Origin of the sequence: Alteromonas gilva, from assembly GCF_028595265.1 — a bacterium.
Taxonomy (GTDB): domain Bacteria; phylum Pseudomonadota; class Gammaproteobacteria; order Enterobacterales; family Alteromonadaceae; genus Alteromonas; species Alteromonas gilva.
This window is the reverse complement of record NZ_JAQQXP010000003.1, coordinates 171,562-186,732: the sequence shown is the minus strand read 5'-3', so window position 1 is coordinate 186,732 and position 15,171 is coordinate 171,562. Positions and strand designations below refer to the sequence as shown.

Below are 15,171 nucleotides of genomic sequence, written 5' to 3'. Positions count from 1 at the left end.
AAAACTGCCTGATGACTACAGGTTTATTACGTTAAACGCACGACAAACCGTTACCCTGAAAAGCTACCAGCTTGCTCTTTGCTCACTCTGATAGAGCCGCCAGACAAACCCGGCGCCGATACTGTAGGTGATGTCGTCTTCAAACAACGGACTCTCCTCGTTGGCAGCCCCGCCATGAAACCGCATGGTGCCGCCAACAAAGCCGCGTATGTTTTTACGGATTGGAAAAGCAATACTCAGGTTTGCCTCGGCGCCCAGAAAACCCGCCTGTGCGTTAAATAAGTCTCTGTCTGGGGTCACAAAGGCCTCGTCAACCTGATAAAAGTAGTCTTGCAGTTTTTCGCTGGCAAAGACCACGCTGAACGAAGCATTGAGGGCAGTATCAGGAAAAAGCGTTCCGCGCTGCTGGTAGGCTAATTGCGGTTCTAACACAAAGCCCCTGTCGTCTATTCGTGAAAAGTCGGTAGAAAACACCGCCCGTGCCTGTAGCCTGAAATTCAGGCGCGCATTACCACCACCGTCAAAGTTATAGTCTTTAACGCGGTAAACCAGCTGTGGGCCGATTTCAAACAGATAATCCAGTTCTGGCATGCCCTCGCGCACGGTGCCATCATCGCTATCGGCAGCAAACGCACCCCCCACCGAGATGTCTATTTCAATATCATTGTTATCCAGCATGACCGCGCGGGCACCACCTCCGCCGCCAACACGCAATACATCACCCCGATAAATCACGTACGGGGCGGCCAGCGCAATAAAGTTGCGTTCACTGGAGGCCGGGTAATTAGGCACTTCCCCAACCCCGCCGCCAACCCCAAATTCCCACAGCGGCAAAGCTTCGTTAAGTGCTTCAAAGCCGGTCAAATCACGATTGGGAGAGTTAGTTTGCTGATTGCGCTCCTGGGCAATCGCTGGTGAGGCCAACGCTGCACTAACAACAATACAGATACCGGTGACTAACGCATGCCGCGCAGAAAAAATTGATTTCACGAGCTCTTCCATTCTCATAGTTAAAGGTATTACTACAGACTTTCACCAGAAAAGGGGCAATTTTATGATTAAAAAACAACACTGAATGTAGTAACCATGCTGGCAATTCGCCAACACCGATATACCACTCGGGCAGGTATCCTAAACTGAAACATTTATAAGTGATGCTTCAGGCGCTGAATACTCCGCCGAACCACTGTAAAAGCTATTTTACTATGGCTGATTATCGAACGCCTCGGCTAAGGCTTCGGCCACCCGGATGCCATCGATACCGGCCGACCAGATGCCACCGGCATACCCGGCCCCCTCGCCGGCGGGGTAGAGCCCTTGCACATTCACGCTCTGGTAGTCTTTGCCACGTTTGATACACACCGGCGATGACGTGCGGGTTTCCACACCGGTGAGCATACCTTCGGCTTTGGCAAAGCCTTTGATTTGTCGGTCAAACGCGGGGATCGCCTCGCGAATAGCCTGAGTCACAAAATCCGGCACTACTTTACTGAGATCGGTCAGTGTTACACCCGGGGTATAAGAGGGGGTCACCTCGCCCAGAGCAGAACTGGGCTTGCCAGCCAGGAAGTCGCCGATGAGCTGACCCGGCGCATGGTAGTTTTCGCCCCCTACTTTAAAAGCCAGCTCTTCAAGGCGGCGCTGCAATTCAATGCCCGCCAACGGATGGCCGGGATAATCCTGCTCAGGCGTGATACCGACCACAATCGCACTGTTGGCGTTACGTTCGCGACGCGAATACTGACTCATCCCGTTAGTGACCAGGCGGCCCGGCTCGGAGGCAGCTGCAACCACGGTGCCACCCGGGCACATACAAAAGCTGTATACCGTGCGGCCGTTTTTACAGTGATGCACCAGTTTGTAATCGGCGGCACCCAGAATGGGATGGCCGGCGTTATCACCAAACCGGCAGCGGTCAATCATGCTTTGTTCGTGTTCAATGCGAAAGCCAATCGAAAATGGTTTGGCCTCAATATACACCCCTTGTTCGTACAGGTTGTAAAAGGTGTCGCGGGCACTGTGCCCTAATGCCAGGATCACTTGTTTACAGGCCAGGTAGTCGCCACCGGATAAATGCAGACCTTTTACCGAAAACTGCCCGTCCGTACCGTCCAAATCGAGTTTTTCAACCCGCGTGGAAAAGCGTATCTCACCGCCGAGATCAATAATTTGCTGGCGCATTTTCTCTACCATGCTGACCAGTTTGAACGTGCCGATGTGCGGCTTGCTGACATACAGAATCTCTTCTGGCGCACCGGCTGCAACAAATTCGTGCAGCACCTTGCGGCCATAATGTTTACGGTCTTTTACCTGACTATACAGCTTGCCGTCAGAAAAGGTGCCAGCGCCGCCTTCACCAAACTGTACGTTAGATTCTGGGTTGAGCGGCTGCTTGCGCCAAAACCCAAAGGTATCCTTGGTACGTTCGCGCACTGCTTTACCACGTTCCAGTACAATAGGTTTAAAGCCCATCTGGGCCAGAATCAGCGCAGCAAAGAGGCCACAGGGGCCAAGGCCCACTACCACCGGACGCTGATTCAGATGCGCTGGTGCCTGCGCCACAAACTTATAGGTCATATCAGGCGTGATACGCACCTGTGGATCCTTAGCAAACCGGGCAAGTAATTCCGTTTCGTTGTCGACGTCGACATCCAGCGTGTAGATAAGCTGAATATCGTTGTTATTCCTGGCATCGTAACCGCGTTTAAACACCGTAGTACTGCGCAATTGCGCTTCCTCAATACCAAGTTTGTTAACTATGGCCCGCGTGAGCGCCGTTTCGGTGTGATCAAGGGGGAGTTTTATATCGGTTATACGTAGCATGAAGGAAGATCCTGGTTTGCCGGACAGCCTTTCTGTCAGAGCATGTATAGTGTAATGCAGTTATTGGCATGGCGGTAGCCATTCGACATGAATTGCCTTTTGCTGTGGCGCCTTTACCCTTATAATTGGCGTAAATTAATCCAGCACTGAATAGTCATGACCTTTGTAGTAACCGACAACTGCATAAAGTGCAAATATACCGACTGCGTCGCAGTGTGTCCGGTTGATGCGTTTTTTGAAGGGCCAAATTTTTTGGCCATTGATCCGGCTATTTGTATTGACTGTGCGTTGTGTGTACCCGAATGCCCGGCCGAAGCGATTTTTCAGGACTCCGAATTAGCGCCAGATCAGGCGCCGTATTTAGCCATCAATGCAGAGCTCAGTCAGCTATGGCCCAATATCACCGAAATAAAAGCAGCGCCTGAGGATGCCGACGAATGGAATGGTATTCCCGATAAGCTGCCCTTGCTAGAGCGCTAGGCTTAGAACGCTAAGCCTGGCGGCCGGGGCCCACTAACGCCCGCTACCCTTTAAATCCGCTTGCAACCAGATACACTTCGCGGGAGCGTGGCCGTGATGCCGCGGGTTTTCTAACAATCACTTTATTAAACGAGCTGCGCACGTCTTTAACGTATTCCTCGTAACCAACACCCTGAAACACTTTCGCGCAAAAGCTGCCGCCGGGTTGTAACACGTTTCTGGCCATATCCAGCGCCAGTTCCACTAAATAGATAGAGGCATACTGATCGGTGGTATTCACCCCGCTTAAGTTGGGCGCCATATCCGAAATCACTACATCAACCCGATCATCACCGAGCACCTCAAGAATTTGGTTATACACCGCCTCCTCGGTAAAATCGCCCTGCACAAAGTCCACCCCGATAATGCTGTCCATAGGCAAAATGTCCGAGGCAATCACGCGGCCATGCTCACCCACTATGGGGGCGACAATCTGTGACCAGCCGCCCGGCGCCGACCCTAAGTCCATCACCACACTGCCGGTGCGAAACAGCTTGTCTTTGTCATTGATTTCGATGAGCTTATAGCTTGCCCGCGAGCGATACCCGTCCGCTTGCGCTTTTTTCACGTACGGGTCGTTTACGTGTTCTTCCATCCATTTTTTACTGGTTTTTGAGCGGGCCATATCAACTCTGCTGTGGCTAGTGGAAATCGGTGACCATTGTAAACATGCCTAAGACAAATGCCAATTCAGCCGGCAACAAACTTTAACGCCTGCCTGACTTCACCGCTTTTACAGGCTACAATGCGCAGCACAACCAGCACGTTATTTTGCCCCTTAGCCTGTTAATCTGCGGAAGCCCTGCACCATGAAATTAGACGACGTTAAAAAGCTGCATCAAAAAAAGTACCGTGGGCAGTTTGGCTTTTACTTAGTAGAAGGCGAGCATTTAGTGCAGGAATTACAACGCTCATCACTTATGTCGCAACCCATAACCTTGTACGTCACCGATAGCTGGCGCGAGCGCGGCGTCCCCATAGACAAGCGCTTTGAAGTGGTGACCGTGACCGACCGACAAATGGCGATGCTCAGCGACACCAAAACGCCCCAGGGCGTGATTGCCCGAGTGCCCCTTACCGCCAACATTCATCACAACACCGCGGCGGGCGAACGCTGCCTGTATCTGCACGAAATACAGGATCCGGGCAATTTAGGCACCATTTTACGAACCCTGGCATGGTTCGGCGGCTTTCGTTTGTTGCTAAGCCCTAACAGTGTTGACCCGTTCAATTCAAAAGCCGTGCGCGCGAGTATGGGCGCGATTTTTCATGTTCCGGTGGAACAAGAAGTTACCCTGGACCAACTGCACGCCAGGTTCGACCGTTTTGCTTATCTGGATTTAAACGGTAAGGATATCAATCACAGTACCTTTACTGATTACCCGTGTTATTTATTTGGCAACGAAGCCAGGGGGGTACCGTCTGAGGCCTTACAACACACCAACGCCGATGCATTTACTATTAGCGGCAGCGGCCTTATTGAGTCTCTCAATCTGGCCAGCGCAGTGGGCATTTGTGTGTATCAGTTAGCGCAATCTGCGCGCTAAATAACGCAGCATAGTTTTTTGCTTTAACGCTGAGTTTTTAGCGGCGTCCCTGCTTCATTCTGCGGCTTTGCTCCTGGCGCTTTTGGTCGCGTTTTTCTTTGCGATCGCGCTTATCCGGAGTGAGTGAGCCGTCTTTAAATCTCTGCTTACGCTTTGCCTTATCGGCTGCTTTTTTCTCAGCCGCGGCAACCATTTCAATTTGTTCCTGAACAATCATGGCCGGCGTTTCCAGGGTTAACCGGCCCAGTTTTCCCGACTGTAGTTCGGTTAACAGCACTTCACAAATCTTATGCAGGTTTACCCTGCCGCCAGCCATAATTGCGCCGCGGCTCTTTGCTGCCGCTTCTAAGAATTCAATTTCGGTATCGGGTAATTCATTGAGCTTAAAGCGTTCTTTCATGGCCTCAGGGTAGGCTTTAATCAGATAATCTGCCGCGTAAAAGCCCACATCATCATATTCCATTGCCGTATTCTTAACGGCACCAGACGCCGCAAGCCGATAGATAGAATTGGGGTTTTCGATTTTTGGCCACAGCACCCCGGGAGTGTCATAGAGCACAATACCGCCGCCTATGTTAATGCGCTGCTGCGATTTGGTGACTGCCGGCTCATTGCCGGTTTTAGCGATGATCCGCTCGGCCAGAATATTTATTAAGGTTGATTTACCTACATTCGGAATACCGGTAATCATGGCATTAATTGATTTAACCGACGCGTGCTTTTGCGCACAAATCCCCTGCACTAAAGATATGATTTGTTTACTGTTTAGTGGGTTATCAGTGGAGGTGGTAATGGTTTTAACCCCTCGTTCCGCTTCCAGGTGAGCCTGCCACCGGGCGGTTAATTCCGGATCGGCCAGATCAAATTTATTGAGTATTTTAAGGACCGGCTTATCACCTCTTACCTTGCTGATTTCCGGATTTTCGCTGGAATAAGGAATACGCGCATCGAGCACCTCAATAAGGATATCAACCTGACTTATCGACTCTTTTATTTCTTTAAGGGCTTTGTGCATATGCCCCGGAAACCACTGTAAGGCCACTCGGACTGTCCTGTAAAAACTCTGTATGGCGCAAGTTTACTGCATTTACGCGCTGAATGGCATGGTTGTTGGGAGGTTGTTAGGAGACAGTCATGCCCGAACAATAAAAAAGCGATGGATTAACCCGATACAATCAACACCATGCCTACCCAAAGTATTCTGCTTAATCGCCGTTAATGGGCCGTGCCTTTTTGCCCGGCGATCTGCTGCAGCCATACTGACTCGGCCATTATCTGATCGGTGCTGGTCACGTGATCGAGCCAGGTTTTACCAATCAGGTGATCGTATTCATGCAGGAAAATGCGCGCTAAGAAGCCTTCAAAGTGAATTTGGCAGGGATTGCCATCGATGTCCTGATAATGCACTTTCACCTGCTCGGGACGCTGAATAAACCCGCGCAGTGCAGGCACCGAAAGGCACCCTTCCCACTCCCAGACATGCTCTTGCGACTGACTGATAATACGCGGGTTGATTAATAATAGCGGCTCCATCTGCGGCGCATTGGGGTAACGCGGGCTGGGCCGGCTGGCCACAAACATGATGGCCCGGCCGTCAAATACCTGCGGGGCGGCAATGCCGACGCCATTGGCGTCGAGCATGGTTTTCAGCAGCGCGGCTGTAAAATTTTTCAGGCCTGACGTGCCAAATGCCTCATCGGGGACATCCTGGGCCGGTTGTTTGAGTACGGCTTCGCCGACCTGGGCAATGTGCATGCAGCTATCCAAATAGTAGGTTGAGGCGGGTTATGCGGTTTTTATTAAATCGCGACCACCGTTGAATGACTGCCACACATTGCAACAACCGGGCATAAATAACAAGTCCTGGCGGCTGGCCTAAACACGCCGTACTGCAACAGGTTATTGTTTGCGTTAACCATTGAGCCTGCCTGCCCTGAGGTTAGAAAACATATATAACGCCAAGCCCCACCTCAGTCTCGTAATCACTGCGAGCAATTGGACTGTCACGAACCTCGCTGCTGTAGTATTCAAAAAGCGCCTCGCCGTAAACCTGCCAGTTGGCATTGATATAACGTCGGAAACTATAATCAATGCCAACCGAGCGCAGTCCGCCACTGAGGGTGGTTGCAGCCAGGCCAGAAGCGGCAGATTGCGTAGCGTTTATGCCGAATCCCTTATTGGCATATTCGCTGTCATGAAAAACGGCAACCAGATTCACCTCATGACCGGTTCCATCGTTTTGCTCTCCAAACCGACGGCCCACACCAAACAGGCCCAGGTTTCCATCCCCGCCCGTCACGATCCGGCCCACCAGCCAGTAACGCCAGTCGGCAGTAAAAGCCCGCCGCCCTTGAAGCACTAGTTCAAAGCCTTCGTCCTGTTCGCCTAAGCCATCCAGGTGGCCGTCGTCGGAGTCGTCTTCTTCACGACCTTCCTCAAACCCTAATAACGCTTCGAGCAGCCATTTGTCATCATACCGGCCACGCCAGCCGAAGGCTTCCCCGGCAAAGTAGTAAATATTGTCACCGCGACGCCACTGCACGGCGCCCGCGGGTTGGATCTCAAAGCCAAATTCGTCGGAGCCCTCGTACGCTGTTTCATATTCAACACCAACACCCAGCCCAAAAGCCCAGCCATCATTGCCCTGGGTAAAATCATCCAGCGAGGGCAAAGGCACCAGCGCTTTACTCTTGTCGCTTGCCAGAGCTGATTGAAATGTCAGCCCGCTAATCAACGAAAACAACACCAATATGCTAATTTTTTTCATCTTTTATACATCCTAAAATGTGTTGGTTGAACCAGTCTTTGTAAGAAAGTCATTATCTAATAAGCTCACAATCACCAGGCGCGCTGTCACCAGGAGAACCGGGCAATGACGTGATCTTGTTCAGTGGTTAGCACGAACCGCCAACCGTTGCGCTCGCACAGGCGCTGCACGATCCCCAATCCCAGGCCATATCCCTGAGGGGATGGTATGTCGCTCTGCGTTTGCCGCTCATACGCCTCACTGCTGACCTGGTTGCTCACCAATAGCTCATGCTCCTTAATACGTATCGTGATTGCCCCCTGCCGCGCCAGCGAATGCTCAAAGGCGTTTCGAACAAGATTGTTGACCGCTATCGAAAATGCCTGGGGGTGGCCAAAAAGTCCCGGATTGGCGAGAGCGTCGATTTCAACGTTAACGAGTTTGCCTCTTAACAGGTAACGTTGTTGCTCGACAGCTTTGCTCACCAGCGGTGCGACCAAAAACTGCTCGTGTTGCAATGCGTCATCGGTTTCCCGGGCAAGACACAAAAACATTTCAATCATGTTTTTCATGTCGAGGGTTGCACGCCTGACCCGATCCAGTGTTTTTGCATCGCTTGCTGACAGCTCGCTTTGTTCCAGCAACTCGAGTGCCCCGGTGATAACAGTGATAGGTGTTCGCAATTCATGGCTGGCCGAATCCGTAAAGTTTCTCTCCCGCTCAACAAACGCGCTGATCCGCGCAAAAGTCTGCTCAATCGTCGCGGCGAGTAGTCCCACCTCATCATCGCCGAAGCGCTGGGCCTGAATGCGTTTATGATCATCCGCCGCCAGTTTTTGAGGATCGATGCCTGCCACCGTGGTTGCCAGTTCTACTACTGGCGCGACGGCCCGGCGCATTACTAACACCCCTAAACCAAAGCCCAACACACCCAGCGTGCCCACAACACCGGTAATCATGAGCAGCAACCACCAGTCTTCTGACGACGCCGCCTCAATGCCAGCAACATCGAACACCACAAAGGCGTGTGGCCGTTCATTATCGCCGGGGATCACCGCCACATGCAGTTCTTCGCCATCAAACTCATATAAGCCCTCAACAGGATTGGTCTGCGCCCATGTCCGGAGTGATTCGGGCAAATCATTCACCGCTGTGTAGCCGCGCAGGTTCATCGATAACGCAGGATAATTTTCGGCCGCAACCTGCAACTGTTGCGACAACACCCGATCTTCACTCAACCTGATCGCCGCGAAGAAGGCGAACCCCCATACCACGCTCAGCAGCGCAACACACACAGCAAAAGCAATGGCCACACGTTTACGCAGACTTTGCCGGTACATTACTGCTCATCCTCAGCAATTCGGTAACCAATACGATGCACTGTATGAATAAGCGCACTAGCAAACTGTCTGTCGACGGCCTGTCTTAATTTGTACATGTGCGATCGAAGCGCGTCACCATCAGGCAGCTCATCGGCCCATAACAAGGTTTCTAACGTACTGCGGGGCACCACCGAGGGGGACTCCTCCATTAAACGCTGCAGGAGCTTCAAGCCAGTGGGATTGAGCACCACACGTCGTCCGGCGCGATGCACTTGTAAGGTGTCTTTGTTAAAGGTCAGATCGCCCACCGTTAACAGGTTATCGGTGTTGCCGTGACTGCGTTTGTACAACGCCTGTATTCGTGCGTGCAGTTCCTGTAAGGCAAATGGTTTTATCAGATAATCGTCGGCACCCGCGGCAAACCCCCTGAGCTTATCATCGAGTGTATCTCTGGCCGTTAACATAAGTACGGGCGTGTCTGCTTTGGCCTCTGTTCTCAGCTTTTGGCAGAAACTTAAGCCATCCATGCCCGGTAACATCAGATCTAAAACAATAAGATCATAGGGATTGGTCAGTGCCAGGTGCATGGCGCTTATTCCGTCATAAGCAAAATCCAGAATATAGTTGTGCTTTTCGAGATACGCCGCAATGTTTTCGCAAATATCGCGGTTATCTTCAACTATCAACACTCTGGTTGGCGCTGCCCCCAGCCTGTTCACCATATGAACCTTTCCTCTACCATGCGTAATCCAGCCTTAACCCAATAAGCGGTTCGGCTTCACTTTCGTCTTTCACTTCAACCCCCCGACGATAGTCAAACTCGCTGTCATCGCCCGACGATGCTGCTGTCACGTTGATCACATCCAGGAAAGCCGTTATGTCTATGGGGCCAACTGCCCGGCGGTAGTCTACGCGAACGTTTAACAAGCCTGAACCACTTTTGCGGCCGACATTCCGCGCCGTAATTTCTTTAGAATAGCGCAGGGGCTGACCAGGCCCCAATACATCAGAGTGAATAATAAACTGGTCATCTGGTCTGCCGGAGAGGTACTTATAACGGCCTGCGACTTTCCAGCGATCGCTGATTTCCCAGGTAAGGCCCAGGGTTGCAACATGCTCGCGGCTAAATTCAGCGGCAACCTCACCGCGGCCGTCTTTGCGATCTACAACCGCATCGTTATACGAATAGGTAGCCGTAGCGTAAAGCCCCTCAAAAATCGTCCCGTTAAGCACAATATCGAGGCCATAGGACGCCCCCTCCCCACGATTGGCAAAGGTCCCGTTTGCGCGGTCCAAATCCACAACCAGCTTATCCAGGTGTTGAGAATAGGCCTCCACTAATACCGACCACTGGTTGTACGGAAAATAGTTAACCCCCACGCTGGCATGCGTGATGGTTTCGTTCCTGAGATCGTTTGACGCATCCGCTGCCAGTTCTAAATAGCGTGGTGACTGGTGAAACAGGCCAGCAGTGGCAAAATACCGCACCGTTTTCATCGGTTGCCAGTTGACGCTGAACCTAGGAGACGCCAGGCTCTGATCAGCAAAACCGTCACGCTCAACCCGTAAGCCAGCAGAAAATGCCCAGTCATCCAACTCAAACTCCTGATCGGCGTAGCCAGCCACGCTCGTTTCTTGTTGTTGAATCGAGGCGTTAATGTTCTCTGGCGTCAATACGATAAAACGCTGCGCGGGATCAGTTCTGAAATCATCTTCGTCGTAAACATAACGGTTCCAATTACCATCCAGGACCGTGTTGTAGTCCAGTTCCACTTGCGTAAGCCGAACACCAGCGCTGAACCGGCCCCAGTGGTTGGCGGTTTCGTAGTCGCTGCGCCAGCCAATTTCCGTTTCATTTTCACCAATGGTAATGATGTTCTCCCGCACCGGAAAGCCGGCAGCGGGTGTTCCGTCGGGGACAAGGTCCGGAAACGCTTCGCCCTCGCTACTCAGCTTATTACTTTTGCGATAGTAAACTTTATTTGTCCACACCGCCTCTTCGCCGATTAACGAGCGCAACGTCACACCGTACAGGTCGCTGTCCTGCTCAAAATCGAGCAGCGCAGCATCTTCAAAATCAGGCGACGCAAACACATGTGTTACATCCCGGGTATAGTCTTCATGCGTATCCACCAGCAATACTTCGAAGGTGTGGTTCTGATTAACAGGCACCACCGACTTAACAATGACGTCTCTTAACACTGGTTCGCCAATGTCTAATTCTTCGATGGTTTCAAACAGTGCGCCGAAATCGAGCCGCCGGGCGGATACGAGCATGGTTGAGTCATCAGTGATACCGGTCGGGCCGTCATAGCCCACTTCAAAACCTGCCAGATCAAGGCGTAAACTCGCTGACGGACTGGGGTTGCCTCCGGCGACTTCCAGTTTGAGCAGGGAGGCCGCGCGGCCGCCGTATGCGGGGCCCCAACCACCGGGTGAAAATTCTGCGCCGCTGATTACATTCGGAGCGAAAATAGAAAAGCGACCGCCGCCACCAATATCTTCCTCTTCGCCCAGCGTGGCATCAAAATGCACCGCTTTATCAAACGGCAGGTCATCGACCAGTATTAAATTATCTCTCGGCCCACGACCGCGTACGCTAAAACTGGCAAATTCACTGGCCGAGGCCAGACCGGGCAAGCCATCCAGCGACAAGAGTGGATCAGCACCGCCTCCCACAGCACTTCGCAGTGCTTCTCTGTCAAGATAAGTAGTAGAGCCTGAAGCGTAAGCATTGCTTCGCTGCGCTCTGATTTCCACCACCTCAACCGGATTCGCCAGCAGGGTAAATTCGAGCTTGGTATTTTTGCGTGTCACAACACGTATGCTCGGTTCATAAAAAGACGAAAACCCGCTGTTAGTGATGTTTACCGAGTAAAGGCCGGGGTCGAGTTGTTCTGCAACCGCGCGTCCTCGCTCATCGGTGACTAAGGTTTGCGTCGATTCGGTTTGCCGTTCTTTGAGTATAATCTGCGCACCTGACAACGGTCTGTCGGAGCGTTGATCACTGACTATCATCGTCAATGCACCAGGCGCTTCGGCAGCGCGGGTAACTGGCGAAAAACCGCTCCAAAGTAGCCACAATGCCAACCATGCGAATAACTTAAACTGCCGGCTCATGGCGTTACCTCTTTGTGTACTTCACGCAATACGTAAATCAACTGCTCATTCATGTTACCAGTTCTCCAAACATCCCAAACATTGACCGCACTTATTTGCTGAAACACAGGGAGGTTAACAAAACCAATGTGACTAAAATGTCGCTGAAATGTGACGGTTACATTTGGCAGGGCATAACGTGAATGGGTGACCAGGCGGTTAACGTTGAGCGATACACCCCATAAAAATACCGCCCAATGGACAGCTGTTTATTCTTCTGAGATAGTATAAATTTTGTTCTATACTTTAACGGCAACGGATTAATAAAAGGATATGGAAGTTATGTTTAGTAAAAATAAGGCAGTAAAAATACTCATTACCGGCCTGGTTTGTTCAGTAGCAATGAATGTTGCCGCAACGAGCAGTGAGCCTAAAGCCCATGTACATTTTAACCAGCACGCCGAACGCGCCACGCAGTCTTTAGATTATTCAGTGCTGAATCAGTTATTACACGCGGGGGTGCTCAATATGGGCCGCTCCACAAGAAAGTACGCTGACAAAGCCACACCACTTACTGGCACCAGAATGAGACAACCCATTGATGGCGCCACCGAGAATGAAGCAAACCGCTTCTTTTACGAAAACTTAGCACAAGAGCAGGTTAAAATACTTAAGCTAAGAAAAGAACTCGAAGCCATCCCAACGGTAACTCCCATGAAGCTGCTAACCAAAGAGCAGCAACTGGCATACTGGCTTAATCTTTATAACGTGACGGTTATTAATGAGATTGCCAAGCTCTACCCCATAGAGAGTTTCAGAGATTTACTGGAAGATGAAAACTCATTCTTTCACCAAAAGCTGTTGAATGTAGAAGGCGTTGAACTTAGCTTAAACGACATTCATTTTGATATTATTCCGGCGCTGTATCCTGATGAACCATTGGTTATTTATGGCTTGTACCAGGGTTATAAAGGGAGTCCGAATATTCGTAAGAAAGCCTACACCGGCAAAAACGTGTTCAAAAACCTGCAGGATAACGCTCAGGAATTTATTAACTCAAACAGAGGCACGCAGTTTAACGGTAGCAGCGACACAGTAAGGGTTTCGAAATATTATCAACGAAATGCCATGTTCTTTCCTAATTTTGAGGAAGACTTAAAAAGCCACCTGCTTGTCTATGCCGACCCTTATACCAAATCGAATATTTCACAAGATGACACTGTGGTGGCCAATGTCAGAAATTACCGCATTGCCGATATTTACGGCACCTATCGAAATCATGAAGGCAGTGTCTCAACCGATCCCAGAGCGTACAAAGGCGGAAAGTCGTATGCGCAGGTATTAAAACTCAGGGAGCTTATGCGGGTACGTGCAATTAATTTCGGCGGTGAAGGTCGTGTTACGGTTACCGATTTAGATTCAGCAGAAGAAGAGTCAAATTAAATAAAATAAGCGCCATTAAGCACTTTTATTTGCACTGTTTGCGTTCAACAACGTTCGCAGAAACATCTCAAGACAGGCCATCCGGCCTGCTTTGAGGTGTTAAATATTCTGCACAGGTCATCAATATCGATGCGTGAAAGACGAAAGGGTTTCGCTTTTCCTGATCAGCATCGTAACGATAAGGGTCTTAACCTTTACTGCAATAATGTTGCAAAAACGCCTCGTGCGAGGGCATATTTTGCAGCCCTTTCTCTACTGACATTTCAATCCCCTGTAAAAATCGCTGAAGCTCGCTCACCGGCATCCCTTTCACACTGGCATGATAACTTTCCGGCATTATTCCCTGCCCCAGCATTACCTGTGTCCAGGAGTCGACTCTGAACAACTCTCCATCCTCCTGAAAAGCATGCCCAAAATCTTTAAACAATTGCATGCGATGCTTGAGCGTTTCAGGCACTTCCATGTCATGGCAGTACTGCCAGAAAGGGCTGTCCTGCCGACTTGTTGCATGGTAATGCAGAATAATAAAATCTCTGATTTTCACAATTTCATCAATGGTTTGACGGTTATACTCATCAGCAATAAGGTCGTTAACCCCGGCATTGGGGAAAAGCTTTATAAACCGGATAACGCCCATCATGATGAGATGAATACTGGTTGACTCCAGCGGCTCAACAAAACCGCTGGATAATCCCAACGCCAGGCAGTTTTTGTTCCACGCTTTTAAGCGTCTACCGGTACGAAATTTGATGACCCTGGGTTGGGTAATGGTGTTACCACTCACGTTATCCAGTAATCGCTGGGTAGCATCCTCATCAGACAAGTATTTACTGCAATACACTAAGCCATTACCGACTCTGTGTTGTAAGGGTATTTTCCACTGCCAGCCGCTGTCATGTGCAGTTGCTCTGGTGATGGGACGCGGCGCGCCATCAGATTCGGTTTGCACCGCTACCGCACTGTCACATGGCAGCCAGTGAGACCAGTCCTCGTAGCCAGTTTGCAGAGTTTCTTCAATCAGTAAGCCTCTGAACCCGGTACAGTCAATAAAAAAGTCACCGTGGATTACGTCACCGGAAGCGAGGACCAGGCTTTCGATATGCCCAGAGTCCTTATTTTGACGAACCTGCTCGATTTTTCCTTCTTTGCGGATGACGCCTTTGCTTTCACTATAGTTACGCAGTAACACCGCATACTGACTCGAATCCAAATGATACGCGTACTGCACATTTGCCTTATCCGAGGTCGCAAACTTGTCTTGCTTTGCCGCTTCTAACTCAAAGCAATATTTGCCAAACTCTTTTGCCACGCCCTGCTCTTTGCCGTAAAGCCAAAAGTGGTGAAAAGGTGCGACAAAACTCTCTCGCCCTGTTACGCCAAAAGAGTGAATATAGGCATCGTCTTGCTGCCCCCAGTTTTCAAACTGTATGCCAAGCTTAAAGGTAGCCGAAGTCGCGCGCATGAACTCTTGCTCGCTAATGCCCAGTAATTTATGAAATACCCGCATCGGCGGAATGGTGGCTTCCCCGACGCCCACGGTGCCGACTTCGTCAGATTCAACCAGTGTGATTTTAACCGTAGGCCCCATTTGCTTGGCAATAGCCGCTGCAGCTGTCCAACCGGCGGTACCTCCGCCGGCAATAACAATATTTTGCACGCGTTTATTCAATGT

13 protein-coding genes are annotated in these 15,171 nt (G+C 50.7%); 3 read left to right on the top strand and 10 right to left on the bottom strand.

Features of this window, described 5'->3' with window-relative positions:
• Positions 1–63: 63 nt before the first annotated feature.
• Positions 64–990, bottom strand: a complete 927-nt coding sequence (locus OIK42_RS17165) for a MipA/OmpV family protein (protein ID WP_273642316.1) — start codon at positions 988–990, stop codon at positions 64–66.
• Positions 991–1,203: 213 nt separating this feature from the next.
• Positions 1,204–2,823, bottom strand: a complete 1,620-nt coding sequence (locus OIK42_RS17160) for an NAD(P)/FAD-dependent oxidoreductase (protein WP_273642315.1) — start codon at positions 2,821–2,823, stop codon at positions 1,204–1,206.
• Between the two features lie 156 nt (positions 2,824–2,979).
• On the opposite strand from OIK42_RS17160, the gene fdxA reads away from it, so the two are divergent.
• Positions 2,980–3,303 (top strand): ferredoxin FdxA, encoded by a 324-nt coding sequence (fdxA, locus tag OIK42_RS17155; RefSeq protein WP_273642314.1) that lies wholly within the window; start codon positions 2,980–2,982, stop codon positions 3,301–3,303.
• Positions 3,304–3,346: 43 nt separating this feature from the next.
• On the opposite strand, the gene rlmE is transcribed toward fdxA, so the two are convergent.
• Positions 3,347–3,967, bottom strand: coding sequence for a 23S rRNA (uridine(2552)-2'-O)-methyltransferase RlmE (gene rlmE / locus OIK42_RS17150; RefSeq protein ID WP_273642313.1), 621 nt, complete (start codon positions 3,965–3,967; stop codon positions 3,347–3,349).
• A 184-nt stretch (positions 3,968–4,151) separates the two neighbouring features.
• On the opposite strand from rlmE, the gene OIK42_RS17145 reads away from it, so the two are divergent.
• A complete protein-coding gene (locus OIK42_RS17145) occupies positions 4,152–4,889 on the top strand; it encodes a TrmH family RNA methyltransferase (protein ID WP_273642312.1) in 738 nt (245 codons plus the stop codon).
• Positions 4,890–4,926: 37 nt separating this feature from the next.
• Here OIK42_RS17145 and ylqF read toward each other — a convergent pair whose 3' ends face one another.
• From ylqF to OIK42_RS17115, 6 genes are all read right to left on the bottom strand, one after another.
• Positions 4,927–5,931, bottom strand: coding sequence for a ribosome biogenesis GTPase YlqF (gene ylqF, locus OIK42_RS17140; protein WP_273642311.1), 1,005 nt, complete (start codon positions 5,929–5,931; stop codon positions 4,927–4,929).
• 173 nt (positions 5,932–6,104) lie between these two features.
• Positions 6,105–6,644: a peptide deformylase gene (def, locus tag OIK42_RS17135; RefSeq protein WP_273642310.1), complete on the bottom strand. Its 540-nt coding sequence runs from the start codon at positions 6,642–6,644 to the stop codon at positions 6,105–6,107.
• Between the two features lie 184 nt (positions 6,645–6,828).
• Positions 6,829–7,656 (bottom strand): MipA/OmpV family protein, encoded by an 828-nt coding sequence (locus tag OIK42_RS17130; protein WP_273642309.1) that lies wholly within the window; start codon positions 7,654–7,656, stop codon positions 6,829–6,831.
• Positions 7,657–7,742: 86 nt separating this feature from the next.
• Positions 7,743–8,975: a sensor histidine kinase gene (locus tag OIK42_RS17125; protein ID WP_273642308.1), complete on the bottom strand. Its 1,233-nt coding sequence runs from the start codon at positions 8,973–8,975 to the stop codon at positions 7,743–7,745.
• Entirely contained in the window at positions 8,975–9,679 is a 705-nt protein-coding gene (locus tag OIK42_RS17120; RefSeq protein WP_273642307.1) for a response regulator transcription factor, read from the bottom strand. The genes OIK42_RS17125 and OIK42_RS17120 overlap by 1 nt, the downstream gene beginning before the upstream one ends.
• 13 nt (positions 9,680–9,692) lie before the next feature.
• Positions 9,693–12,077, bottom strand: a complete 2,385-nt coding sequence (locus OIK42_RS17115) for a TonB-dependent receptor (RefSeq protein WP_273642306.1) — start codon at positions 12,075–12,077, stop codon at positions 9,693–9,695.
• 321 nt (positions 12,078–12,398) lie between these two features.
• On the opposite strand from OIK42_RS17115, the gene OIK42_RS17110 reads away from it, so the two are divergent.
• A complete protein-coding gene (locus OIK42_RS17110; RefSeq protein WP_273642305.1) occupies positions 12,399–13,499 on the top strand; it encodes a DUF547 domain-containing protein in 1,101 nt (366 codons plus the stop codon).
• Between the two features lie 187 nt (positions 13,500–13,686).
• Here the strand turns inward: OIK42_RS17110 and OIK42_RS17105 are convergent, their stop codons facing one another.
• Positions 13,687–15,168, bottom strand: a complete 1,482-nt coding sequence (locus tag OIK42_RS17105) for a tryptophan halogenase family protein (RefSeq protein WP_273642304.1) — start codon at positions 15,166–15,168, stop codon at positions 13,687–13,689.
• Positions 15,169–15,171: the final 3 nt, after the last annotated feature.